The following is a 24321-nucleotide window of genomic DNA, read 5'->3' as shown; positions in this document are numbered from 1 at the left end:
ATGCGTTATAATTTGTTTAATTGAAGCAATCTAAGCAATAAAAATGCCAACACCAAGCAAGCACATCCTACTCTTTAATAAACCCTATGATGTCCTATGTCAGTTCACCGATGAACAAGGACGCGCGACCTTAGCAGATTTTATTGATCAACCGGGTTACTATGCTGCCGGACGCCTTGATCGTGATAGTGAGGGCTTAATGCTTTTGACTAATGATGGTCGCTTACAACATAAAATCAGCCACCCGAAGTTTAAACTGCCTAAAACCTATTGGGTGCAAGTAGAGGGATTGCCCACTGAAGAGGCGCTGAACGCATTACGCAAGGGCGTGACGCTAAAAGATGGCCCAACCCTACCGGCAAACGTCATCTTAATACCTGAACCTGAAGAACTCTGGCCACGTAACCCACCGATTCGTGAACGCAAAACCATTCCCACTGCTTGGCTCAGTATAACGATTAGCGAAGGGCGTAATCGGCAAGTAAGACGCATGACCGCAGCGGTCGACCTTCCCACTCTACGTCTGATTCGCTATCAAATAGGGCCATACAAGCTAGACAATTTAGCCCCCGGTGAATGGCAGTTTGCACCCCTACTGAATCTGTTAAAATAATGCCCGTATTTATATAAAACGATTAGGTATCTATGTTTAACCCAGCTAACCAAACCATTAAAGTGATTGTCGGTCTATCCGGTGGCGTTGATTCGTCAGTCACCGCTTGGTTACTTAAACAGCAAGGCTATCAGGTTGAAGGCCTGTTTATGAAAAACTGGGAAGGTGATGATAGCGATGATTACTGCCCTGCCGCGGCAGACTTACAAGATGTCTTTGCGGTATGCGAGCGCCTTGATATTCCCCTGCATGTTGAAAACTTTGCCCAAGAGTACTGGCAACATGTGTTTGAACACTTTTTAACCGAATATCAAGCTGGACGGACGCCGAATCCCGATATCTTATGTAATAAAGAAATCAAATTTAAGGCCTTTTTAGATCATGCGCTGGCATTGGGCGCCGATAAGATTGCGACCGGCCACTATGCGCGCGTGCAACCATCCGCACAGGGCGATTACCAACTGTTAAAAGGCTTAGACTCCAACAAAGATCAAAGTTATTTTTTATATACTTTACAGCAGTTTGCGCTTTCTCACACCCTGTTTCCAATTGGTCATTTACCTAAACCCGAGGTACGTCGATTAGCCGAGGCAGCAGGCCTGGTGGTTCACAACAAAAAAGATAGCACCGGCATCTGTTTTATTGGTGAACGCAAATTCAAAGACTTTTTACAACGCTACTTACCGGCCCAGCCGGGTGATATTGTTAACGAGCAAGGTGACAAGGTCGGTCAGCATGAAGGTTTAATGTATTACACGCTCGGCCAGCGTAAAGGTTTAGGGATTGGTGGTGGTCACGGCGAGTCCGGTGAACCCTGGTTTGTGGTAGACAAAAACTTGGCAACCAATCAACTGATTGTCGCACAGGGTGATCAACAACCTAGCTTGTATCACCGCGCCCTATCGGCGCAAGATTTAGATTGGGTATCCGGTGAAGCGCCAGCCTTAAATAGACCGCTCACCGCTAAAATTCGCTATCGCCAACAAGAGCAGGCCTGCTGGATTCGTGATATTCAATCTAACGACATAAACAAAGCACAGATTATTGTAGAGTTTGATCAACCCCAAAAAGCCATCACTCCAGGGCAATCGATCGTGCTTTATGATGGTGAGCTATGCTTAGGCGGGGGTGTTATCAACGCACGCCATGATAGCTGGCAAGCACTGCGTCTAGATTTAAACGCACGCATATAAATTAAACACAAAAGGTAGAGTTTTCATGGCCGACTATTACACTGAACAAGACCGCACTCAAGCCCTACTAGGTATTTATCAAGTAGCCAAATGTGTGTATGACATCGCCACCACCGGCAAACACGATGACCTTGCCTTTAAAACGGCAATCAACTCGTTATTTATTATGAACCCTGATAACACTCTTGATGTTTATGGCGGGGACATTGCTAACTTGCAGGTAGGCGTTTCAACCCTGCTTGCGCAAATGGGTAGCAGTAGCACAGAAGAACTCCGCAACTTAGAAATCACCCGTTATGCTATTAATCTGATTACCTTGGAACGCAGTGTTCATCAAGCCGACGGGGTATTAGGCTCAATCGCGCAGGGTTTAAGCCAAGCCGAAAAACAACGCTTATTATTTGATGATTTTCATGAAAATGTCATTGCATCATTGGCTAACGTCTATGCCAAAAATGTCAGCGAACTTTCGCCGCGCATCATGGTTAAAGGACAGCATGGTCACCTTCAAAACACCCATAATGCCAATAAAATCCGAGCATTGTTACTAGCAGGCATTCGCTCGGCAATTTTATGGCGGCAATGTGGCGGCAGTCGCTGGAAATTGTTATGGAGTCGTAAGAAGATTTTACGGATTGCGCAATCAATGTATCGACCTATAAACGATCGACAAGGCGGCGAAAGTTTATTTCGCCGTCATTAAGCTGGTAAGGTTAGACCGTTATTTTAAACGCTTCGCCATCACGCCGTCATAGTGACTAATCATGCCGCGATAAAGTTGCGGTAATTCAGGTACCACTGAGTTCTGTACCGCATCTAGTGTCATCAGTTCACGCTGCCAGGCCTGCAACTTAGGCAGCCCTTCAAGCACATCTAAATCACAATGGCTTTTTAGCAACTCAAAACGCATTAACATCGGCGCATAAGCGGCATCAATCAAATTAAATGTCGCGCCATTAAAAAAGCGCTCACCCGAATGCACCTGCTCCAAGCGCTCAAGTAAACCACGAATCGAGGCAATAATCTGGTCGCAGGCCTGCTGATCTTGTTCATGAACAATGCCATGCAAGCCATTCATACCCATTAGCTCGCCCCCAAACGCAATCCACGCGCGGTTTTTGGCCTTAACCAACGGATCAACCGGATGCAAACTGGGTGGGGTAATTTCATCAACATATTCTTGAATAACCGACGATTCAAATAGCACTTGATCGTCATTAACCTGCATGACCGGCACCTTGCCTAGGGGGGAAAGCGCTTTAAACCAGGCGGGTGGGTTATTTAAGTCAATGTAATCAATTTCATAAGGCACGTTTTTAGTGAGCAAGGTAATCACGGTACGTTGCACATAAGGACAAAGCTTAAAGCTGATTAATTTAAGTTTAGGGATCGCAGGAGTTGTCATAGCTAGCACCTCGTTTAGATGTATCAAATTCGATCAGTATTGACCAAATGCTTAAATTTTTCTAACAGGGATTCTTTCGATTCTATATGCGCTGGATCGGTAATAATCACATCGATTGGACAAACACTAATACAGGTGGGCTTATCATAAAACCCTACGCACTCGGTACACAAGTCAGGATTGATTTCATAAATCTTCTCGCCCATCGAGATCGCTTGATTGGGACACTCTGGCTCACACATATCGCAGTTAATGCAACCGGATAAAATTTTTAATGCCATCGATTCCTGCCCTCAATCACCACTTAGCATGAGCTAAGACTAGCTAATCCTTATGCCGATGCCACAACAGCGGCTTGGTCACGCACCGGATCGCCGCCCCAGCTTTCGTTACGCATTAATAAGCCAAACGCCAGCACTTCTGGCGCCAGTCCTTTAAACGGATTCGGAATTTTAGCAGTCCAACCAGAACCTAACGCCGCATCAATCGGATGATCGTGTTTATCGAGCAGCTGATCCAGCACCATAGTCATATTGCCAGCAGGTGTCATAATTTCAATTGAATCACCAACACAGAATTTGTTTTTTACGTCAATAGTCAGCCATTCATCTGTTGACGCAATAACTTCACCGACAAAACGCTGATATTCTGACTTAGATACACCATAGTCATAGTTTTGGTATTCTGAATGCACATGACGACGCAAAAACCCTTCGGTATAGCCACGACTGGCTAAACCATCAAGTTGTAATAATAAATCTGGATCAAACGGTTTGCCGGCCGCTGCATCATCAATGGCTTTACGATAGACCTGTGCAGTACGCGCCACATAGTAATGAGATTTAGTGCGGCCTTCAATTTTAAGGGAGTGCACCCCCATCTTCACCAAGTCTGGGATCAACTCAACGGCCCGCAAATCTTTTGAGTTCATAATGTAGGTGCCATGTTCATCTTCAAAGGCGGGCATCAATTCTCCTGGACGGCCCTGCTCTTCAAGCAACCACACTCGATCCGTGGTCTCACCGACACCCAAGGTCGGTTCGGGTTTGTCTAAACTATTAACACTGGGCGCAGGACGGTCAGTCGTCCCAGTTAAATCGGTAATCCGCTCGACGCCAACCACGTCACCCGCCGCATTTTCCTTGCCTTCATAGGTATTGTAATTCCAGCGACAGGCGTTAGTACAGGTACCTTGATTCGCGTCACGTTTATTGATGTAACCCGATAACAAACAGCGCCCCGAGTAGGCAATACACAAAGCGCCATGCACGAACACCTCTAGCTCCATCTCAGGCACTTGCTCGCGTATCTCCGCAATTTCTTGCACCGACAACTCACGCGACAATACCACACGAGTAATGCCCATCTGGTGCCAGAACTTAACGGTAGCCCAATTGACCGCATTGGACTGTACCGATAGATGAATTTCTTGCTGAGGGAAGTGCTCACGCACCATCATGATCATGCCGGGGTCTGACATAATCAACGCATCCGGTTTCATATTGATCACCGGCTCGATGTCTTTCAAAAAGGTTTTTAACTTAGAATTGTGGGCAGCAATGTTGGTGACCACATAAAACTTTTTACCCAGTTCATGCGCGCGCGCAATGCCTTTAGCTAGGTTATCGTGATCGAACTCATTATTACGCACGCGCAAGCTATATCGCGGCTGACCGGCATAAACAGCATCGGCACCATAGGCAAAGGCATATTCCATGTTTTTCATGGTGCCAGCGGGTGATAAAAGTTCAGATTTAAACATGTGTGGAGTCCCCTCAAAATTCCCGACCTATTTTATCGGAAATTAATCAGTTTGTCTTGCCAGGCCTGGTATTTGTCAACAAAACTTAGCGCAGCATAGGCAGGACTGGTTGAAGGCATCACACACCATTCGATGTTGGGAAAGTTTTCAATAAGCGACGCAGCGAGATAACGTTTAAATAGCTGGCCGGCTTTTTGACCATTACACACAATAAGCTGGCAGTTAGGCTGTTGCTCAAGTAACAACAATATGGGATTAAGGCTGATACTATCGGCTTTTATTGCGCTATCTAAACTACCCTGGCGCTGACATTGAGCAATCACATCCCACAAACCGATACCCTGTTCAGCTAGATATTGATAACGCGCTGGTAAATGGTCAGGCCAATTGGCTACCCCCAAGCATTGCGCCAAAATGGGCCAGAACTGATTGCGTGGGTGAGCATAGTAGGCCTGCGCCTGCAGCGAAGCTTCACCTGGCATAGACCCTAAAATCAAAACCCGCATGGCAGCGGGTTTGGGCAAAACGGGCGCTAAACTATGACAGTGCATAGATTCATGCGCGCTAATGAGTGTGATTAACGGTTAGCATTAATGAAGGCAAGAATCTCGTCCACTGAACTAACATAGCTTTGTTCAACCACATTGAGATTATCTAACTTCACTAAGGTGACCTGTTCAGCTTCGCGTGGTAAGCCCTGAGTTAAATCACCGTCACGATCTAACGCCATAGTAAACTCATATTTACGCATCGCAGGCATCGCAAATAAACGCGTCACGAGTGCAGGCATCCGCGAAATATCCGCCACATATAAGCCATTATATTGTGCAAAATCAGTCAAACCGGCACGGTCTATCGCTTCTTTAACTAACTTAGCTCCATCGTTGTGATGACTAAAAATCATCCAAGTAACGCTTTCATTCAGCGCAATGGGCGTACCATGCTGGTCTTCAAACTGAACAGTATTAAGCGTTTGTGCCTTAGCAAAAGGGGATAAAACTAATAACGCACACAAGCCAACAACTTTAATAAGACCTGATTTCACGACTCACTCCTTAATGGGATAAATATAAACTATGGGTATATAAATACTAAACCAAGAAGCCTAAAGCTATTTAGCATCCAGGTCAACCTGTTCACCCCACAGATCATATTCATCTGCAGCAAAAATCCTTACTTTAAGACGATCACCCGGTGATAACTCATGACCATCAGGGATAAATACCATACCATCAATATCGGGTGCATCGGCCTGAGAACGCGCAATGGCGCCCTCCTCATCCACTTCATCAACTAAAACTTCGTAAACGCGACCAATTTTAGCCTGCATTTTTTGCGCACTAATCGCTTGCTGGGTTTGCATAAAACGGTCATAACGATCTTGCTTAACCTCATCCGGCACCTGCTCGGCAATCTCGTTCGCAGCCGCGCCCTCAACCGGCGAATACTGGAAACAGCCAACGCGATCTAACTGCGCCGCCGCTAAAAAGTCCAATAAACGCTGGAATTCTTCCTCAGTTTCGCCAGGGAAGCCGACAATAAAGGTTGAACGTAGGGTTAAATCTGGCACCTGCTCGCGCCATTGTTGAATTCGCTCCAATTGGCGATCAATATTGCCTGGGCGACGCATCGCTTTAAGCACCCGCGGGTCCGCGTGTTGCAGCGGCATGTCCAGATAAGGCAAAACCTTGCCTTCAACCATTAAAGGAATGACTTCTTCCACATTAGGATAAGGATAAACATAATGCAAACGTACCCAGGCGCCCATATCGCCTAGGGCTTTTACCAGGCCTGTCATCGAGGTTTTAACTGGCTGACCATTCCAAAAAGCAAGCTTGTGTTTTACATCGACACCGTAAGCAGAGGTATCTTGCGAGATAACTAACAATTCCTGTACGCCTGCTTCAACAAGGCGCTTGGCTTCATCCAACACCTCCTCAACCGGCCGACTCACCAACTTGCCACGCATCGAAGGGATAATGCAAAACGAACAGGTGTGATTACACCCTTCAGAAATTTTTAAATAGGCATAGTGGCGCGGCGTTAGTTTTATGCCTTGCGGCGGCACTAAATCGACAAACGGATTATGCTCGGGTGGGGCTACAACATCATGCACCGCATTAAGTACTGTCTCATACGCCTGTGGACCCGATACTGACAGTACCTGAGGATAATGTTTAAGCACTTCTTCATCACGCGCACCCAAGCAACCTGTCACAATAACCTTACCGTTTTCTCGCAGCGCCTCACCAATAGCATCAAGTGATTCTTGTACCGCCGAATCAATAAAGCCACAAGTATTAACGATAACGGTATCCGCGCCTTCATAAGAACTTGTAAGCTCATAGCCTTCACTGCGTAACTGGGTCAAAATACGCTCTGAATCGACAGTCGCTTTCGGACAACCTAAACTAACAACTCCCACTTTAGGGGTGCGGACGGGTAATGCTATCGTCATGAAAATGCTCTATTTTTAAATGATAAAATTGGCGCTTATTGTAACTCATCTTGATTAAAATTGGCGCACTGGGCACAGGATTCTGTAACCTGTTGCGGCCCTCCAAAAATTAACCTACAAGCTCCAGGATAATTTTGTAATTTAGGACATTCTTTGAAGTAAAGTCGTGACAAGGTAAATTGCTCAAAGCTCTTAATAAATTGCTCGGCTGATTGGTCGTAACTGATATCACCCAACCAATTAAACCCAGCTGCATGCAAACATCCCTCAGTTATATGAGGGGACTTTATGTGATAAAGCGCTAAACCTAGCTTTGAACTTTGCTGTCGAGATGAATGAGGTGGAATTGCAAGCATTGATGCTAAATCGGCCAACACAAACCACTCAGCTTTTTCATCCAAGGGCGCCAACAACGGAAAACCAGCTCTTGCAAACAAAGTATTGTTAACCCATTCCGTATCAGCGGCAATTTGAACATAATACTCTTGGGTCATTTTAGTGGTTAAATGCGCCAAAGCCTGCGCCACTAACAAATCGTGATGAGAAATAATTAAATTAACATTTGCCATATTCACCTCCTTATTGAACAAGAATAATACCTCCATAAAATTACTTATTTATAAAAATTTATGCGTAAATATACAGTTTCTACTCACTCAAACTTGAGCCAGTTCAATCACATTAAAATCTGGATCCCTAAAGAACACCGCTGCACGACCTGATAGGCTGAGTTTGTAAACAACATTAAATTTATCTAATCGCGCCTTTGCGTCAGCGATATCCTCAACACCCAAGGCTAGATGCCGGTCTCGACCTGGGTGTACAGGACGCTGAACCCCTTGATAAGGATCGGCTACTTCCAGCAGGTGTAAAGTCTGCCCCGCTCCAAGATCCAACCAATAACCTGGAAAACCTAATTCCGGTCGTGGTACTTGCGCCAAACCCAACACCGACTGATAGAAAGCCAGAGCTCGCTCTGCATCGCTAACAATTAAACTAACATGATGAATTCCCGTGATCATAGCCCGCTCCTGTGATTATGCTTTTCGGTTTTTTGGGTTCAATGTTACAATATCGAATTAAGTTTCTTTTAATTTCTCGCTAACTAGGGATTGTTATGTCTAACCAATTACAGCAAATCATTGAAGCGGCGTTTGAGCGTCGTGCCGAAATTACGCCTAAAAACGTCGATGCCGAAACTAAACGTGCGATTCAAGAAACCCTGCATTTATTAGACTCAGGCAAAATGCGTGTCGCTGAACGTCAAGGCGTAGGTCAATGGACCGTTAATGAATGGTTAAAAAAAGCAGTACTCCTCTCTTTCCGTACTGAAGACAATGTACTGATGAACTCATCAGAGACACGTTATTTTGACAAAGTCCCTTCAAAATTTGCTGATTACTCACAAGCTGACTTTGAAGCCGCCGGTGTTCGCGTGGTGCCACCCGCCATGGCTCGCCGTGGTTCGTATATTGCGCCCAGCACCGTCTTAATGCCTTCCTATGTCAATATCGGCGCCTACGTTGACTCAGGTACGATGGTTGATACCTGGGTAACCGTCGGCTCATGTGCGCAAATTGGTAAAAACGTCCATTTATCTGGCGGTGTAGGTATCGGTGGTGTGTTAGAGCCATTACAAGCCGCTCCGACCATTATTGAAGACAACTGCTTCATCGGCGCGCGTTCTGAAGTCGTTGAAGGGGTCATCGTTGAAGAAGGCTCGGTAATTTCAATGGGCGTCTATATTGGTCAATCCACGCGTATTTATGATCGCGAAACCGGTGAAATTCACTATGGCCGCGTTCCAGCTGGGTCAGTTGTGGTATCAGGCAACTTGCCATCAAAAGACGGTAAATACAGCTTATATTGCGCCGTTATTGTAAAAAAAGTCGATGCCAAAACCCTTGGGAAAGTGGGCATTAACGAACTTTTACGCGATATTTAATTCGCAAAGTTTATTCTTATGTCATCGTTTAGGCGGGCCATGCTACGCCTAAACAACAATCGAGGCCGCCTATGATTCTCTATGGCATTGCCAATTGCGACACGGTTCGCAAAGCCAAAAAACTGCTCGAACAAGCAGCTCACCCTTTTCGTTTTCATGATTTTCGTAAAGAAGGTCTTACCCCTACCATGATTCAGGCCTGGTTAGCTTATGCCGACTATAGTCAACTGATTAACAAACGTAGTACGACTTGGAAAGGTTTAAACGAATCTGAGCAACAGGCCATCGAATCTCAGGATTTGGAGCGGGTTTGCCAGCATCCCACACTAATTAAACGCCCGCTACTCGATACCGGGTCTAAATTACTAATCGGCTTCAATGCCAGTGAGTATCAATCACTATGAACCCTAATCAAACCGCCACGATCACTTTAGCACAAGCCTTATTGCGCATTGATTCTGTTACACCTGAAGATAAAGGCTGTCAAACAATCATCAGCGATTTCTTAGCCAAACTTGATTTTCATAACGAACCCATGCCCTTTGGTCAGGTAACCAACTTGTGGTCACGTCGTGGACAAACCGCGCCCATGGTTGTATTTGCAGGCCATACCGATGTGGTGCCAACTGGACCGGTTGATAAGTGGCAGCATCCGCCTTTTAGTGCCCAGATTGATGGGGATATGCTTTGTGCTCGTGGCGCCGCCGATATGAAAAGTGCTATCGCCTGCTTTATGGTCGCGACCGAGCGCTTTATCTATGACTATCCCGATCATCCTGGTTCGATTGGCTTTTTAATCACCAGTGATGAAGAAGGCCCCGCTGTTGATGGCACGGTTAAAGTGGTCGAAACACTAGAAGCACGCCAAGAAAAAATTGATTTTTGCTTAGTAGGTGAACCCTCTAGCGATAAAAAACTCGGCGATTCCATTAAAAATGGCCGCCGAGGTTCACTCAATGCCACCCTGACAATTAAAGGTGTGCAAGGTCACATAGCCTATCCACAACTGGCTGACAATCCAGTACACAAAGCTTTACCAGCACTGACCGCCTTAACCGCGATTGAATGGGACCAAGGCAATGACTACTTTCCACCAACGTCCTTGCAAATTTCCAATATTCACGCCGGCACCGGTGCCACTAATGTGATTCCGGGCGACTTACAAATCATGTTTAACTTCCGCTTTTCAACCGAACACACCCCTGAAACCCTCAAACAAGGGGTCATCGATTGTTTAGCCGCGTTTGACTTAGACTATGACCTTAGCTGGAATTTATCAGGCTTACCTTTTGTCACACCCGCAGAGGGCGAACTGATTCAAGCCACCTGTAATGCTGTTGAACAGTGTATGGGATATCGCCCCACCCTCTCAACGGGTGGCGGTACCTCAGATGGCCGTTTTATTGCCCCGACCGGTGCACAAGTGATTGAGTTTGGCCCGCTCAACGACACCATCCACAAGGTCAACGAGCGAGTCAGCATCACTGACCTAAATCAACTAACCGATATTTATTATCATATTTTAGTTAATCTTTTAATAAAGGCGGCATAAATGGAGACACCTGGCTGGGTAACGATTTTGCTTATATTGGTTCAAATAGCCGCCGTGGTAGGCTTTGCCTGGCTGGTTTGGCCAATGATTCGCGATGAAAATTGGAAAGAAAAGTTTATTAAAAACAAGCAAGCCCTGTCGCTGATTATTGTTTTTGTATTAATTTTCTTATTTATTTTTGGCATGACAGCCGCATTTGATATCTTGTTTGCGCCGCAAACACTTTACTAACCTGTTTCTTTAACTATAGATTTTGCGAGGATATATGAGCGCTGATTTAATTACTCTCCCTATTGATATCATTGCCCAAACCACTTGGGGTAAAGAGCTCTCTGCTAGTGAACTGGATTTATTAATAGACCTTACTGAGCCAGCTCATTACAGCCAAAACGAGGTGGTGTTTGATGCTGATTCTAAAGACGATACCCTCTACATTTTATTGATGGGTAAATTAGAAGTAGTCAAAAACGCCGGCTTAAAAAGCGAAATGGTGCTTTCAACACTTAAGCCTGGTGCATTAGCCGGCGAATTGAGCTTTATTGATGGTGATCCTCATACCCTAACATTACGCGCCCAAAAGCAAGCCCAGGTGCTAAAACTCAAGCGCCAGGCCTTTGAACCCCTCATTGATAGCCATCCACGTTTGGTATTTAACCTTATGCGAGGCATTTTGCGCGCCTCACATCAATTGCAGCGCGATATGAATGCACAGTTTATGGAAATGAGTCGATTCGTCACCAATCAATACATGGATTAATCCAGCTATCGATGACAAGCAGGCCTGCTAATCGATCGATTAGTGGGCTTGCGTCTGATGACAACGCCAAGCGTACCCCAAATAAAAAAGCACACCCAGCAGAAGAATCACTAACGTCCACATCCATCCCAAGGCTAAATTAAACGCAAATACCCCCAATACGGCAAAAGGTGTAATGTAGCGTAAACTGATATCAAACAAACGCTCTACAAATTGATTAGAAAAGCGCACTATCTCGGCCCGTTTTGATTTTTGCCAGGTCCAAGCCGCAAAGACCGCAATCAACAACCCGCCCAACGGCAACATTAAACTGGATGTTAGAAAGTCCAAGGTGGCAAAAATATTACGTTCACCGAAAACATAGATATTTTCCCAATAATTAAATGACAACACCGTACCCAAACCAATAAACCAGGTAAGCGCACCCAACAAAACAGTCGCTTGAACGCGGCTGTAACGTCCTCGTTGTTCTAACCAACTCACAGCCGGCTCCAATAATGAAATAGCCGATGACAAAGCGGCCATCACGACCAATAGAAAAAATAGACTACCAAAAAACCATCCACCGGCCATTTGACCAAAGGCGATGGGTAGCGTTTGGAACAGCAGGCCTGGTCCGGCACCGGGTTCAAGAGCATTAGCAAACACAATTGAAAAAATAATCAGACCGGCGATAATTGCAATCAGCGTATCCATCACCACAATCCAGACACTGGCTTGGACTATTGACATGTTACGACCGACATAAGCGCCATAGGCCATCATCGTGCCCAAACCAATACTCAGGGTAAAAAAAGCATGCCCCATGGCTACGAGCACGGCATTCCAAGTCAACTGGCTAAAATCGGCTCGGAACATAAAACTGACACTTTGACCAAAGCTGCCTGTCATCGTGGCATAACCCAGTAGAATCAGCAAAATCATCAGCAGGCCTGGCATCATCAAGTTAATCGCTTTTTCTAACCCAGCCCGTACACCTCGCGCCACAATCAACAAGGTTAACAGCATAAACACACTGTGCCAAAAACCTAACACCCAAGGGCTGGCAACTTCACTACTAAACAACGCCTGGGCTTCATTCGCATCCATGGCCAAAAAACCGCCCTGCAGACTTTTAACAAAATATGCTAATGCCAATCCCGCAATCACGGTATAAAAGGATAATATGAGCAGGCCTGCTACCACACCATTAATCCCCAACCCCGCCCAAGCCTTCGAGGCTTTATTAGCGAGCGCATTATTTAACATGGCTTGAATAGGATTCGCTTTACCCGCTCGACCCAGGCTAATTTCTGCAATCAATATAGGCAAGCCAATTAACACAATACAGGCTAAATAAACCAGTACAAACGCGCCACCGCCATTATCTCCAGCAATGTAGGGAAACTTCCAAATATTGCCCAAGCCTACCGCTGACCCCACCGCGGCCATAATAAACACCCACTGAGATGACCAAACCGGGATGGAAACTTTCGTTTGCGCCATGGCTTTTCCTTTATAATAAATTTATTTTTAATAGCATTTTATAACAAGTTCATACGGCCATGCACATTCAAGCCAATTTCCCCCTTATTGATCTCAACACTTTCCGAATGAAAGCCAAAGCACGCTATGTGGTCGAGGTCGATAAACAAAGCGATATTCGCGTATTACGCTCTGATCCCAAACTAGCCTCCTTACCTTGGACCATAATGGGCGATGGCAGCAATATTTTGTTTACCCATGATATCGAAGGGGTCGTGGTGCGTTGTCGCTACAGCAAACTGAAAATTGTTAAGGAAGATGATGAGGGCGTTTGGTTGTCAGTAGGCGCAGGCATGAATTGGCACGCGTTGGTTGAATATACGGTTGACCAGGGTTGGTGGGGATTAGAAAATCTTGCCTATATTCCTGGCACAGTGGGGGCTGCACCTGTACAAAACATTGGCGCCTATGGGGCCGAAGCGCGTGATACCATCACACGCGTGCAAGCATTGAATATTTTTGATGGCGAGCGCATTGAGTTTCGCAATAACGACTGTGCATTTGGTTATCGCACCAGTATTTTTAAACAAGAATATCAAAACCGCCTGTTATTACATCGTGTTACCTTTAGGTTACGTAAATGCCATGCGGGTCAAGCCAACCTTGTTTACGATCCACTCAAGGTAGCCGTACAAGCTCTCGATAAATCAGACCTATCGCCGCGCGATATTTTTGATGCCGTAGTAGCTATTCGCAAAAAACGCTTACCTGATCCTAACTACATGGGCAATGCGGGCAGCTTTTTCAAAAACCCGGTCATCACCAGTGACTATTTTGATAGTTTACAAAACGAATACACTACAGCCATACCACATCATCGCACGCTTGATGGCCAGATTAAAATCCCGGCTGCTTGGCTAATTGAGCGCAGTGGCGCTAACCAATTGACCGAAGGTCGCGCAGCCGTATCAGACAAACACGCGCTCGTGTTGGTTAATTTAGGCGGCGCAACAGGATTAGACGTACTTAAACTGGCACATAAAGTACAAGACCAAGTTATGTATCAATTTGGCATTCACCTCGAACCTGAGGTCAATATTCTTTAAACCCGATTTCTATAAACCAAGCGATGGCGTATTGAGGGTCTCAATGGTACGATGCGCGGCTTGCCAACGCGGGTTAAACCTTAACTTATCATAACGACTAGATAACTTGCGACCATGCAATCGAATTAAGCGCAACTGAGATAAAGGGGAGGATATGACTGGCGATTGTGCAACGGCCAGCTGGTTTAGCAGGCCTGGTATCTCGGTTAAGTCATTACACACCAACACCAAATCACACCCTGCTTGCGCTGCCCGTTTAACCCGATCTAACAACGACCCTTGCGCGACAGCGGCCTGCATACCTAAATCATCGCTAATAATTGCGCCTTCAAAACCTAAGCGCTCTCGCAGTACCCGTTGCAACCAAAAATGGGAAAATCCTGCCGGTTGCGCATCGCAATCGGAGTAAATAACATGCGCAGGCATAATCGCGGCTAATCCTTGATTAATTAAGGCTTTAAACGGCAACATATCCTGCTCATCCAGGGCCAAATAACTGCGCGGATCCTCGGCGACACCGAGATGCGTATCCACACTGACATAGCCATGCCCCGGAAAATGCTTGGCCACCGCGGCCATGCCTGCCTCATTCATCCCAGACACAAAAGCTTGTGACAAGGCGGCTACCTCATAAGCAGACCGTGCAAAAGCGCGCTCACCAATCACTTGATTATGACCATAATTAATATCCAACACTGGTGAAAAACTCAAATCAATGCCACAGGTTAATAACTCGGTAGCGGCCAACCACCCAAGATCCGTTGCCTGTTCAAGCGCTAACGCTTGGTCGGCTTGATAGCTCATGCCCAGCGCTGACATGGGAGGCAAACGCGTAAACTCTTGGCCAAAACGTTGCACGCGCCCTCCCTCATGATCCACGCCAATTAATAAGCGTGGGTGGCGAATACTGTGAATATCTGCACATAAGGCCTGCAACTGCGCAACCGAGGCAAAATTACGTTGAAATAGAATGACTCCCGCCACCGCAGGATGGGCTAACCACTCACGCTCTTGTGACGTAACCTGCAGGCCTGCTATACCCATCATAATAAACCCGAGTTTTGTCGCCAACGCGCTACTCCAATGCTATTAAAATTTTCGGCGAGCCGTCTCTCGCACATCAAAACGGTCTCGCAATCTATCCCCTAAAATATTGATCGCTAACACCATCAGTAATAGGGCTAAACCGGGAATCAGCACCAGATGTGGTGCCACCAATAAATAACGCGTGCCCTCTCGTATCATATTACCCAAGGAAGCAGCTGGCGGCTGCACACCCAGACCCAAAAAAGACAAGCCAGCCTCGGCAATGACTGCACCTGCAAAGCCAAAGGTCGCCTCAACCAACAGCGGTGCACTAACGAGTGGCAAAATATGACGACGCATGATGGTCGGCGAGTTAACCCCCAAAGCTCGTGCCGCCATCACATGTTCACGACTTTTAACGCTCAGCGTTTGGGCGCGCGTAAGGCGCGCAAAGCCTACCCAGCCCACTGCCGCTAGGGCAATAATGACATTTTCAATACCTGGGCCCAACACGGCGGCCAAGGCAATCGCCAGCAGCAGGCCTGGAAAAGCCAAAAACACATCAATAACCTTCACTATCACACGGTCAAACAGACCACCGATATAGCCACTTAATAATCCAAGGCTAATGCCTATAATAGCCGACAAGGTCACGACCCCTATCGCCACAAGCAACGACGTTTGGGCGCCTAACATCAGGCGCTGCCAGACCGGCCGTCCGAGTTCGTCATGACCTAACCACTGACCAAAATGCGGCGGCGTTAAGAGTTGGTCAAGATTAACCGCATTGGCACCATCACCTAAACCGAAGGCCACTAGCGCCATCAATACCCATAACAAAACTATGGCGAGTGCTAACTTGATCATGCTAAACGAATCCTAGGGTCTAACCACGCATAGACCAACTCAGTCAGCGCATTCACCACAATATAGGCCAAGCTAATAATCAGGATACAAGCCTGTACCACCGGATAATCACGACGCTGAATCGACTCGACAAGCAGCTGACCTAGACCTGGCCAATCAAATACCACCTCGGTAATAACCGCTCCCCCTAACAGGGTACCGAGCTGCAAACCCAGAATAGTCACCACCGGTAACAATGCGTTGCGTAATGCATGCACACCATAGACCCTCGCGCCCGACAAGCCCTTAGCTCGAGCAGTACGAATATAGTCTTCATGCCACACTTCGAGTAAGGATGAACGCAGCATGCGCGCTAAAATCGCCGCCAAAGCCGTGCCTAAGGTCAGCGCCGGCAGTACCCATGCAAGCGGGTGTGCCGCGCCACTCACCGGCAACCAGCCCAACACAATAGCAAACAGCAGGATAAACAGCGGACCCAACCAAAAATTGGGTATCGACACCCCTAAGAGCGAAATAGACATGGCGGCATAATCAGGCCAGCGACCGGCATAATAGGCAGCAACCATCCCCAAAGGAAAAGCAATCAACACAGCAATTAATAACGCCATGACGGCCAAATAGGCCGTTAATGGAATACGCTCAGCCAAAATTTGGCTCACCGGCTGCTCAAAATAAAGCGACTGCCCTAAATCTAACCGTAATAAACCACCAAAATACTGAACATACTGCACCCATAAGGGTTGATCTAAACCTAACTGTGCTCGCAGCGCGGCCTCATCCGCAGGACTGGCCCATTCACCAAGCATTACGGCGACAGGGTCACCAGGTACCAAATGAATCAATAAAAAGACTAGGCTACTGACTACCCAAGTAACCAGTAACGTTGATAAGATTAGACGGCTAAGATATCCAGTCATAATTGAATACTCACCGTTGTGCCTAAGCGAACACGATCAAATAAGCTCACCACATCGGTATTGCGCATACGAATACAGCCATGGGATGCGGGCCTACCCATTGGCTCTGAATCGGGTGTACCATGAATGTAAATATAGCGACGAAAACTATCAACCGAACCTAATCGATTGAAGCCTGGTTGACAACCACAAAGCCACATAATTCGGGTTAAAATCCAATCTCGATGCGGATAGGCTGCGGCTAAAGCCGCGCTATAGATTTCACCGGTTGGACGACGTCCAACAAATACACTATTGATTGCTACGCCGGCGCCAATTTTAGCGCGAATATAATGCTCCCCCAAGGGCGTTTGCAAACTCCCTTGTTGCTGCCCAACGCCTTGCTTGGCGCTACTAATCGGGTAGCTCGCAACCGTCATATCGTCCTCAATCAGTTGCAATTGTTGGGTTGCAAGGTGAATCAGGATCTGCTGTTGCACAGGTGCGCACTCACTCTAACTTTTCTTCATAACCACTGGTAATCGGATACCGACGATCGCGACCAAAAGCTCGTATTGACACCTTAACACCTGGAGCTGCCTGCCGACGCTTATATTCATTACGCTGAATCATCGACACAACTCGTTCAATCGTCGCCGCATCGGCCAAATTCGCTGCCAGCATTTCGCTCGGCGACCAATCTTGTTCCACATAGGCCGCAATTATTTGATCCAACATATCATAATCAGGTAACGAATCCTGATCGCACTGATCAGGTCGCAATTCGGCGGATGGTGGTCGCGTAATAACCCGCTCTGGAATCACCTCAGTAAGGCTATTGCGATAACGCGCTAAACGATAAACCCAGGTTTTAGGTACATCTTTTAACGGCGAAAAGCCACCGACCATATCGCCATACAGCGTGCTATAACCCACCGCCGATTCGCTCTTATTGCTGGTTGCTAATACCAATGCGCCATAGCGATTAGATAGCGCCATCAACAGTGTGCCACGGATACGTGCCTGCAGGTTTTCAGCAGTAATATCAGCCGGTGCATCACCTAAAATCGGGGTTAATAGCTGATCAAACGCATCATATACCGGCGCAATTGCGACCTGTTCAAAGGTCACGCCTAATAGCTGGGCTTGTTCTTGGGCATCATCAATGCTCATTTGGGCGGTATAGTGAAATGGCATCATCACTGCTGTTACCCGCTCGGCGCCTAACGCATCAACGGCTAAAGCTAACGTAAGGGCAGAATCAATACCGCCGGATAAGCCCAACAACACCCCTTTAAAACCATTTTTCAGCACATAATCACGAATACCTAATTGCAAGGCTTGGTAAACGCGTGCCTCATCTTTGGGTATCTGCGCTAAAGGGTGATGACTTCCGCCGAGGTCAGGTTGAGAGTGGTTGGCATTATAATCAAGCTTAATCGGGTAAAGTCCACTGACAAACGCATCCGCTTGGCACACCAGTTCCCCTTTTGCCGACATGGCAAAGGAAGCACCATCAAACACCAGTTCGTCCTGACCGCCGATCTGATTGACATAGAGAATCGGCAGGCCTGCTTCAGCGATACGCGCGCGCACCACCGCAAGACGATCTTCATGTTTATCAGCGTTAAATGGCGACGCATTTAAAGCGACGATTAACTGAGCGTCGGCTTGCTGCGCTGACGCAATCGGTTCTGGATGCCAAATATCTTCGCACACTACCAAACCTACCTTGATACCCTGCCAGGCCACCACGCAGGGTTCCGTGCCTGAAGTAAAATAACGCTGCTCATCAAAGACACTGTAATTAGGCAGAACCTGTTTGGCATAACGGGCCACCAACTGGCCACCTTCCAACCAAATCGCCCCATTGAATCGCTGACCAGATTCATCACACCAAGGAGCCCCTAGAATAACGGCACAATCTTGGGTGTGTTGCGCGATACGGATTAGCGCGGCATTAACTTGCAAATATAAACCATCACGCAACAGTAAATCTTCTGGCGGATAACCGGTTAAAGTCAGCTCTGGAAATACCACCATATTGGCTTGATACTGCTTTTTAGCCTGAGCAATAGTCTCCAAAATGAGTTGTTCGTTACCGACGATGTCACCCACCAGCGGATTAATTTGCGCCATTACAATGACTGGGTGCGACATTTTAGTGAGCACCCATTTCAGTTAATCTTGCTAAGATCGCCGAACCTAAATCGGTAGGCCGACGCACAATAGTCACTCCCGCGGCATCAAGTGCGGCAAACTTGGCTTCTGCTGTACCTTGCCCACCGGAGACAATAGCACCGGCGTGGCCCATTCGCTTACCAGCAGGCGCCGTAACACCGGCAATATAGGCCACAACAGGCTTGGTCACATGATGTTGAATAAACTCAGCGGCTTGTTCCTCAGCCTGCCCGCCAATTTCACCGACCATAATAATCCCAGCCGTGTCAGGGTCTTCTTCAAATAAGGCTAAACAGTCAATAAAGTTCATACCATGAATAGGATCACCGCCTATCCCGACACAGGTTGATTGGCCTAAACCATTTTGGGTGGTTTGATGAACCGCTTCATAAGTCAAGGTGCCCGAACGCGATACGATGCCGATTTTGCCCGGCAGGTGGATATGCCCCGGCATGATGCCGATTTTACATTCGCCAGGGGTAATGAGTCCCGGACAGTTCGGACCAATTAAATAACTGTTTGATCTTTCTAATACCGCGCGCACCTTCAGCATATCCTGCACCGGAATACCTTCGGTAATACACGCAATGACCTCAATACCCGCATCAATCGCTTCAATAATAGAGTCTGCGGCATAGGCTGGCGGCACATAAATCATTGAGGCCTGAGCGCCAGTGGTCGCCACCGCCTCTTTAACCGTGTTAAACACCGGTAAACCTAAATGGGTTTGGCCACCTTTGCCCGGCGTCACCCCGCCAACCATCTGCGTACCATAAGCAATCGCCTGCTCAGAGTGAAACGTACCTTGCTTACCGGTAAATCCTTGGCAAATCACTTTAGTATGCTGATTGATTAAAATACTCATTGCGCGCCTCCCTGTGATGCTAACTCAACTACGCGCGCCGCGGCTTGCGCTAAATCATTGGCCGCTTCAATGGATAAACCACTATCCGCTAACATCTGACGCCCTAGTTCAGCATTGGTGCCTTCTAATCTCACCACGACCGGCAAGGTTAAACCCACCTCTTTGACCGCGGTAATAATGCCTTCCGCAATTAAATCACAACGCACAATCCCGCCAAAGATATTCACTAAAATCGCCTTTACTTCGGGATCTGACAAAATTAATTTAAATGCCGCGGCAACCCGTGCCGGCGTCGTTCCGCCACCTACATCTAAAAAGTTAGCCGGCTGACCGCCCTGTAATTGAATTAAGTCCATGGTGGCCATGGCTAAACCCGCACCATTCACCATACAACCAATATTGCCTTCCAGCGCAATGTAGTTAAGTTGATGGGTGGAGGCTTCTGCTTCACGTGCATCTTCTTGGCGCATATCACGCTGTGCTAGCAGGCCTGCTTGCCGATAAAGCGCATTGCTATCAATATTGACCTTGGCATCCAGCGCAATCAGTTGTCCGTCAGCCGTGCTCACCAATGGATTGATTTCTACCTGCATTAAATCGCGCTCAACAGCCAGGGTATAAAGCTGATTTAACCAGTGCCCAAGTGCTTTAAAGGGAGTACCCGTTAATCCAAGCGCAAAGCCCATTTCACGGGCTTGATAGGGCATCACACCTAATAATGGATCAACGCTAAAACGGTGGATTTTTTCCGGCTGCTCAGCCGCCACCTCTTCAATGTCCATCCCGCCTTCAGAACTCAATACGAAGCAATAGCGTTTGGTCACCCGATCTAATAACAAGCTCAGATAATATTCATGTTCAATATCGAGCGTTTGCTCAATCAACAAGGCATCAACCGGCAAGGCCTTACCCGCAGTTTGATGGGTAGCGAGTGCACTGCCCAACAAGCGTTCGGCCGCGGCTTGCGCATCGGCCAAAGTCTTTGCCAATACCACCCCGCCCGCTTTGCCGCGCGCGCCCGCATGAATTTGTGCTTTTACCACACAAGCCTCTGTGGGTAATTGTTGATAAGCATCGGCTAGTTCCGTTAGCGATCTAATAACCTGGCCAGCAGGCACCGGCAAACCATAGTCAGCAAATAATGCTTTTGCTTGGTATTCATGCAAATTCATGAAACGCTCTTCTCCTAAACGCAAAAAATTAAATAGATTGAAGCTGACGATAACTGATTGCAAAAGTTCGCCAAGTTCATCAAAATAAAAAAAGCCCACAAATAATGGATTTAAATCATGCAAGCCTTACTTTTTATCAGCCTGGCCATCTTAGTTTTTTTAGTTGTCCGTATGTTACTTAATATTATCGTGGAAGCTCGGGCAAAAAATAATCCTGCCGGAGAAAATGCACAACTCGAATCTCAAAACATGGTGCGCTGTGCTCACTGCGGTATCCACCTACCCCAATCAGAAGCCTACTTTGACGGTCGTCATACCTACTGCTCTGAGGGACATTTGCGCAAAGGCCCTAAAGACGCTCCCAATTCATCGTACAATGATGTCGATGAGGATTAATGCGCTTTTATAGCGAGAATTTTCACTTCAAAGATAAACGTCTCACCCGCGAGTGGGTGATTGAAATCGACTTTTACCTGTTGTTGTTCATCATCTACCGCCACAATGGTGCCTGGAATTTCATCACCTGTTGGTGTCGAAAAGCCAATGACCAGGCCTGGTTTGAGATCCATATCTTCAGCAAATTCGACCTGCGCAATATCATAAACATTGGTAGGATCAGGGTAGCCAAACCCATCTTCCGGCGGCACACTAAACTTCGCTTCAGTGCCCACCTCTAACCCAGTGAGTAGCGCTTCTAAGTTAGGGTGCAGCTGACCATCACCCAATTCCAGTGTTAAAGGGTCGGCTTCATCCGCTTGATCCAGTACTTGGCCGGAAGGCAGCGCGATACTAAATGAAATGACCAGTTGCAGGCCTGGTGCGACCCGTAATGCTTGTTCAACCATGCGTCCTCATCCTTCTTGTTCTATTAATTCATTGTGACATCTTGACGGATTAAATTAATCTAAGCGGCTTATTGAGTCCGGCCGAAGAAACGGAAAGGCTCACGCGGGATGTTGCCACAACGAATTTGCCATTCTAATTGATGCGCACAAGAACGACTCGGGCATTCAGCTTGATGCGCAGCCAAAGCTTCAGTGGCAAAGGCATGACGCGACAAAACTTCATAACCATTAGGGCAAAGCGCATCAGCTTGGGTGCGAAGTGCACGACTTTCAAAACTGCTTGGCGCGGCATCTCGAAACTGTGTCAAGCGATAGGTTTCTGCCGGCGATTCCTGCGCGGTCGTCGTTACGCTTGGTGTGATATCCTGTACCTGAACCTGTGCACAGCCTGCAAGCGTCAATACTGCAGAAATAGCTAGGATGCCCCACATAGAATGTTGCCTGATCATGGTGTCTTGCCCGATTTTAAAATTCAAAAGCTAAATTCTACCATAGCCCAGAAATCCGCACCAACTGCATTAGATAAGCAAGTTATAATATCTAAAACCTTGCACAGGACTCAGACCATGATTTTAGACCATCAATACCATGCCACACGTTATCAAGGCCTTCACCCAGCAATTGATGAAGCGATTGCTTTCATTAAAGACCCCACCGCGATAGCACAACTTAGCCTAGGTCGCCAAACCATTTCACCCAAACTGGATGCCATTATTGATCAGTATGCGACCGGACAATCCCAAGACCGCTATCTTGAAGCGCATCGTCGTTTTGTCGATTTGCAGCTGATGCTTGATGGTAGTGAAATGATGCAAGTGGCCACCTTAACTGACCAAACGCCTGTACAAGCTTATGATGAACAAAAAGATTTTGCGCTCTACAACATACCTGGCCAAATGATTCATGTTGCCCAAGCACATTTTGTAATTTTCATGCCGCAGGATGCGCATCTACCCTGTTTAGGTCAACCCAGCTTAATGGTCAAAAAGCTCATTCTCAAGGCCCGCATTGCCTAGTCTATTATTCAAACCCTGAGGTATTTTATGACAGCAACAACCAACAGTCCTACTCTTCAGATTATCGGCAGTGGCTTTGCCGCGCTGACAGCCGCTAAAAACCTGCGAAAACACCAACCCCAAGCGCGCATTCAACTGATTTCACCGCGTGATGAACTGGTCTATTATCCCAGCTTAATTTGGCTCCCCGCCGGCCTGCGTAAACCTGCTGATTTAGTGGTCAAACTGAGCCGCTTTTTGGCTCGACATAATATTGAATGGGTTGAAGCCAGCGTAACAGGTGTTAGTGCAAAGGGTCGCTCAATCCAGACCAGTGCAGGTGAATTACACAATGACGGCTTAATCATTGCCTCAGGTGGACGCTTTATCAAAAAACTTCCTGGCATTGAACACGCCTTTACCCCTTGTGAAGGCATTGATCCAGTGATGGCACTCAGTGACAAACTCGCCCAACTTGACGGCGGAACGATTGCGATAGGTTTTGGTGGCAACCCCAATGAGCCGAGCGCCATGCGGGGCGGCCCGATGTTTGAATTTCTATTTGGTATCGATACCCTATTGCGCCGCCAAGGCCGTCGAGATAAATTTAAGTTGGTGTTTTTTAATCCGGCCGCTGAACCGGGTAAACGACTAGGTGAAAAAGTACCGCAAAAAATGCTCGCCATGATGGCTGAGCGAGGTATCGACACGAAATTAGGCCAAAAAATAATGGGCTTTGGCTCGAAACAGGTCCAACTTGCTAATGAAAGTTTCTCAGCTGATTTAATTTTATTTATGCCTGGCATGACCGGCCCCGCTTGGCTGGCATCCAGCGACTTGCCCCTTTCGCCAGGTGGAATGATTCAAGCCGACGAATTTACCCAAGTAGTGGATTGTCCTGGCACCTATGTCGCTGGTGATTCAGGCAGTTTCCCTGGGCCGGAGTGGCAACCAAAACAAGCGCATGCGGCCGATATTCAGGCCAAAACTGCCGCCACTAACTTGAGCCTATACCTGAAGCAACAACCCGCTCAGGCAAAAATAAAACATGAGCTTATTTGTATTGTCGATACCTTAGATAAAGGCATGTTGATTAAGCGTACCGATAAAGGTACGCTGATGTTACCGCCGCTGCGCATCATGCATTATGCGAAGCGGATTTTTGAAGGGCTTTATTTACGTCAGTACCGCTAAATAGGTAGTGCTCATGGGATGCGGT

General features: G+C 47.1%; 30 protein-coding genes. 12 read left to right on the top strand and 18 right to left on the bottom strand.

Annotation, left to right across the window (positions count from 1 at the left end; translation table 11 throughout):
• Positions 1 to 43: 43 nt before the first annotated feature.
• The 3 genes from THIAE_RS03300 to hflD are packed head-to-tail and all read left to right on the top strand — an operon-like array spanning position 44 to position 2509.
• Positions 44 to 613 carry an rRNA large subunit pseudouridine synthase E gene (locus THIAE_RS03300; RefSeq protein ID WP_006459281.1) on the top strand — a complete coding sequence of 190 codons (570 nt, stop codon included), beginning with the start codon at positions 44 to 46 and terminating at the stop codon, positions 611 to 613.
• Positions 614 to 645: 32 nt separating this feature from the next.
• Positions 646 to 1806 carry a tRNA 2-thiouridine(34) synthase MnmA gene (gene mnmA / locus THIAE_RS03295; protein ID WP_006459282.1) on the top strand — a complete coding sequence of 387 codons (1161 nt, stop codon included), beginning with the start codon at positions 646 to 648 and terminating at the stop codon, positions 1804 to 1806.
• 25 nt (positions 1807 to 1831) lie between these two features.
• On the top strand, positions 1832 to 2509 hold the full coding sequence (gene hflD, locus THIAE_RS03290) for a high frequency lysogenization protein HflD (protein ID WP_006459283.1): 678 nt from the start codon (positions 1832 to 1834) through the stop codon (positions 2507 to 2509).
• A gap of 18 nt (positions 2510 to 2527) precedes the next feature.
• Here the strand turns inward: hflD and THIAE_RS03285 are convergent, their stop codons facing one another.
• From THIAE_RS03285 to THIAE_RS03250, 8 genes are all read right to left on the bottom strand, one after another.
• Positions 2528 to 3211: a glutathione S-transferase family protein gene (locus THIAE_RS03285; RefSeq protein ID WP_006459284.1), complete on the bottom strand. Its 684-nt coding sequence runs from the start codon at positions 3209 to 3211 to the stop codon at positions 2528 to 2530.
• A 23-nt stretch (positions 3212 to 3234) separates the two neighbouring features.
• The gene (locus THIAE_RS03280) at positions 3235 to 3492 is read right to left on the bottom strand and encodes a YfhL family 4Fe-4S dicluster ferredoxin (protein WP_006459285.1); all 258 of its coding nucleotides are present in this window, start codon (positions 3490 to 3492) and stop codon (positions 3235 to 3237) included.
• Between the two features lie 50 nt (positions 3493 to 3542).
• Positions 3543 to 4973: a prephenate-dependent tRNA uridine(34) hydroxylase TrhP gene (gene trhP / locus THIAE_RS03275; protein ID WP_006459286.1), complete on the bottom strand. Its 1431-nt coding sequence runs from the start codon at positions 4971 to 4973 to the stop codon at positions 3543 to 3545.
• 32 nt (positions 4974 to 5005) lie between these two features.
• Complete coding sequence (locus tag THIAE_RS03270; RefSeq protein WP_006459287.1) at positions 5006 to 5524, bottom strand: DNA-deoxyinosine glycosylase; 519 nt, start codon at positions 5522 to 5524, stop codon at positions 5006 to 5008.
• A 26-nt stretch (positions 5525 to 5550) separates the two neighbouring features.
• The gene (locus tag THIAE_RS03265) at positions 5551 to 6018 is read right to left on the bottom strand and encodes a hypothetical protein (RefSeq protein WP_006459288.1); all 468 of its coding nucleotides are present in this window, start codon (positions 6016 to 6018) and stop codon (positions 5551 to 5553) included.
• A 66-nt stretch (positions 6019 to 6084) separates the two neighbouring features.
• Entirely contained in the window at positions 6085 to 7431 is a 1347-nt protein-coding gene (gene rimO / locus THIAE_RS03260; protein WP_006459289.1) for a 30S ribosomal protein S12 methylthiotransferase RimO, read from the bottom strand.
• Between the two features lie 35 nt (positions 7432 to 7466).
• The gene (locus THIAE_RS03255; protein WP_006459290.1) at positions 7467 to 8000 is read right to left on the bottom strand and encodes a hypothetical protein; all 534 of its coding nucleotides are present in this window, start codon (positions 7998 to 8000) and stop codon (positions 7467 to 7469) included.
• Between the two features lie 87 nt (positions 8001 to 8087).
• Positions 8088 to 8453 (bottom strand): VOC family protein, encoded by a 366-nt coding sequence (locus tag THIAE_RS03250; protein WP_006459291.1) that lies wholly within the window; start codon positions 8451 to 8453, stop codon positions 8088 to 8090.
• 95 nt (positions 8454 to 8548) lie between these two features.
• Between THIAE_RS03250 and dapD the strand changes: the two genes are divergently transcribed.
• The 5 genes from dapD (at position 8549) to THIAE_RS03225 (ending at position 11685) form a co-directional block, all read left to right on the top strand.
• Positions 8549 to 9376 carry a 2,3,4,5-tetrahydropyridine-2,6-dicarboxylate N-succinyltransferase gene (gene dapD, locus THIAE_RS03245; RefSeq protein ID WP_006459292.1) on the top strand — a complete coding sequence of 276 codons (828 nt, stop codon included), beginning with the start codon at positions 8549 to 8551 and terminating at the stop codon, positions 9374 to 9376.
• Between the two features lie 71 nt (positions 9377 to 9447).
• On the top strand, positions 9448 to 9780 hold the full coding sequence (locus tag THIAE_RS03240) for a Spx/MgsR family RNA polymerase-binding regulatory protein (protein ID WP_006459293.1): 333 nt from the start codon (positions 9448 to 9450) through the stop codon (positions 9778 to 9780).
• Positions 9777 to 10928, top strand: a complete 1152-nt coding sequence (gene dapE, locus THIAE_RS03235) for a succinyl-diaminopimelate desuccinylase (RefSeq protein WP_006459294.1) — start codon at positions 9777 to 9779, stop codon at positions 10926 to 10928. The genes THIAE_RS03240 and dapE overlap by 4 nt, the downstream gene beginning before the upstream one ends.
• On the top strand, positions 10929 to 11159 hold the full coding sequence (locus THIAE_RS03230) for a hypothetical protein (protein ID WP_006459295.1): 231 nt from the start codon (positions 10929 to 10931) through the stop codon (positions 11157 to 11159).
• A 34-nt stretch (positions 11160 to 11193) separates the two neighbouring features.
• A complete protein-coding gene (locus tag THIAE_RS03225; protein ID WP_006459297.1) occupies positions 11194 to 11685 on the top strand; it encodes a cyclic nucleotide-binding domain-containing protein in 492 nt (163 codons plus the stop codon).
• Positions 11686 to 11724: 39 nt separating this feature from the next.
• Here the strand turns inward: THIAE_RS03225 and THIAE_RS03220 are convergent, their stop codons facing one another.
• Positions 11725 to 13170 (bottom strand): sodium-dependent transporter, encoded by a 1446-nt coding sequence (locus tag THIAE_RS03220; RefSeq protein ID WP_006459300.1) that lies wholly within the window; start codon positions 13168 to 13170, stop codon positions 11725 to 11727.
• A 59-nt stretch (positions 13171 to 13229) separates the two neighbouring features.
• Here THIAE_RS03220 and murB point away from each other — a divergent pair, with 59 nt between their 5' ends.
• Positions 13230 to 14255: a UDP-N-acetylmuramate dehydrogenase gene (gene murB / locus THIAE_RS03215; RefSeq protein WP_006459302.1), complete on the top strand. Its 1026-nt coding sequence runs from the start codon at positions 13230 to 13232 to the stop codon at positions 14253 to 14255.
• Between the two features lie 9 nt (positions 14256 to 14264).
• On the opposite strand, the gene nagZ is transcribed toward murB, so the two are convergent.
• The 7 genes from nagZ to sucC are packed head-to-tail and all read right to left on the bottom strand — an operon-like array spanning position 14265 to position 21262.
• Entirely contained in the window at positions 14265 to 15326 is a 1062-nt protein-coding gene (gene nagZ, locus THIAE_RS03210; RefSeq protein ID WP_006459303.1) for a beta-N-acetylhexosaminidase, read from the bottom strand.
• 18 nt (positions 15327 to 15344) lie between these two features.
• Positions 15345 to 16148 carry an ABC transporter permease gene (locus tag THIAE_RS03205; RefSeq protein ID WP_006459304.1) on the bottom strand — a complete coding sequence of 268 codons (804 nt, stop codon included), beginning with the start codon at positions 16146 to 16148 and terminating at the stop codon, positions 15345 to 15347.
• Positions 16145 to 17065, bottom strand: coding sequence for a nickel ABC transporter permease (gene nikB, locus THIAE_RS03200; RefSeq protein WP_006459305.1), 921 nt, complete (start codon positions 17063 to 17065; stop codon positions 16145 to 16147). Before nikB ends, THIAE_RS03205 begins: the two co-directional genes overlap by 4 nt.
• Positions 17062 to 17544, bottom strand: a complete 483-nt coding sequence (locus THIAE_RS03195) for a L,D-transpeptidase (RefSeq protein ID WP_006459306.1) — start codon at positions 17542 to 17544, stop codon at positions 17062 to 17064. The genes nikB and THIAE_RS03195 overlap by 4 nt, the downstream gene beginning before the upstream one ends.
• A gap of 10 nt (positions 17545 to 17554) precedes the next feature.
• Positions 17555 to 19204 (bottom strand): NAD+ synthase, encoded by a 1650-nt coding sequence (locus tag THIAE_RS03190; RefSeq protein WP_006459307.1) that lies wholly within the window; start codon positions 19202 to 19204, stop codon positions 17555 to 17557.
• Position 19205: 1 nt separating this feature from the next.
• Positions 19206 to 20090, bottom strand: coding sequence for a succinate--CoA ligase subunit alpha (sucD, locus tag THIAE_RS03185; protein ID WP_006459308.1), 885 nt, complete (start codon positions 20088 to 20090; stop codon positions 19206 to 19208).
• A complete protein-coding gene (sucC, locus tag THIAE_RS03180) occupies positions 20087 to 21262 on the bottom strand; it encodes an ADP-forming succinate--CoA ligase subunit beta (RefSeq protein ID WP_006459309.1) in 1176 nt (391 codons plus the stop codon). The genes sucD and sucC overlap by 4 nt, the downstream gene beginning before the upstream one ends.
• 117 nt (positions 21263 to 21379) lie before the next feature.
• On the opposite strand from sucC, the gene THIAE_RS03175 reads away from it, so the two are divergent.
• The gene (locus tag THIAE_RS03175) at positions 21380 to 21658 is read left to right on the top strand and encodes a PP0621 family protein (protein ID WP_006459310.1); all 279 of its coding nucleotides are present in this window, start codon (positions 21380 to 21382) and stop codon (positions 21656 to 21658) included.
• Here the strand turns inward: THIAE_RS03175 and THIAE_RS03170 are convergent.
• The gene (locus THIAE_RS03170; protein ID WP_006459311.1) at positions 21655 to 22107 is read right to left on the bottom strand and encodes an FKBP-type peptidyl-prolyl cis-trans isomerase; all 453 of its coding nucleotides are present in this window, start codon (positions 22105 to 22107) and stop codon (positions 21655 to 21657) included. The genes THIAE_RS03175 and THIAE_RS03170 overlap by 4 nt on opposite strands.
• Before the next feature lie 68 nt (positions 22108 to 22175).
• Positions 22176 to 22538 carry a hypothetical protein gene (locus tag THIAE_RS03165; RefSeq protein ID WP_006459312.1) on the bottom strand — a complete coding sequence of 121 codons (363 nt, stop codon included), beginning with the start codon at positions 22536 to 22538 and terminating at the stop codon, positions 22176 to 22178.
• A gap of 135 nt (positions 22539 to 22673) precedes the next feature.
• On the opposite strand from THIAE_RS03165, the gene THIAE_RS03160 reads away from it, so the two are divergent.
• Together THIAE_RS03160 and THIAE_RS03155 are read left to right on the top strand one after the other, a co-directional pair.
• Entirely contained in the window at positions 22674 to 23123 is a 450-nt protein-coding gene (locus tag THIAE_RS03160) for a YhcH/YjgK/YiaL family protein (protein WP_006459313.1), read from the top strand.
• 27 nt (positions 23124 to 23150) lie between these two features.
• Positions 23151 to 24296, top strand: a complete 1146-nt coding sequence (locus THIAE_RS03155) for an NAD(P)/FAD-dependent oxidoreductase (protein WP_006459314.1) — start codon at positions 23151 to 23153, stop codon at positions 24294 to 24296.
• The last annotated feature ends 25 nt before the right edge of the window (positions 24297 to 24321 follow it).

The sequence above is a fragment of the Thiomicrospira aerophila AL3 genome, from assembly GCF_000227665.2.
Classification (GTDB): Bacteria; Pseudomonadota; Gammaproteobacteria; order Thiomicrospirales; family Thiomicrospiraceae; genus Thiomicrospira; species Thiomicrospira aerophila.
Note: the sequence above shows the minus strand (reverse complement) of the source record. Positions and strands in the feature narration are given on the sequence as shown.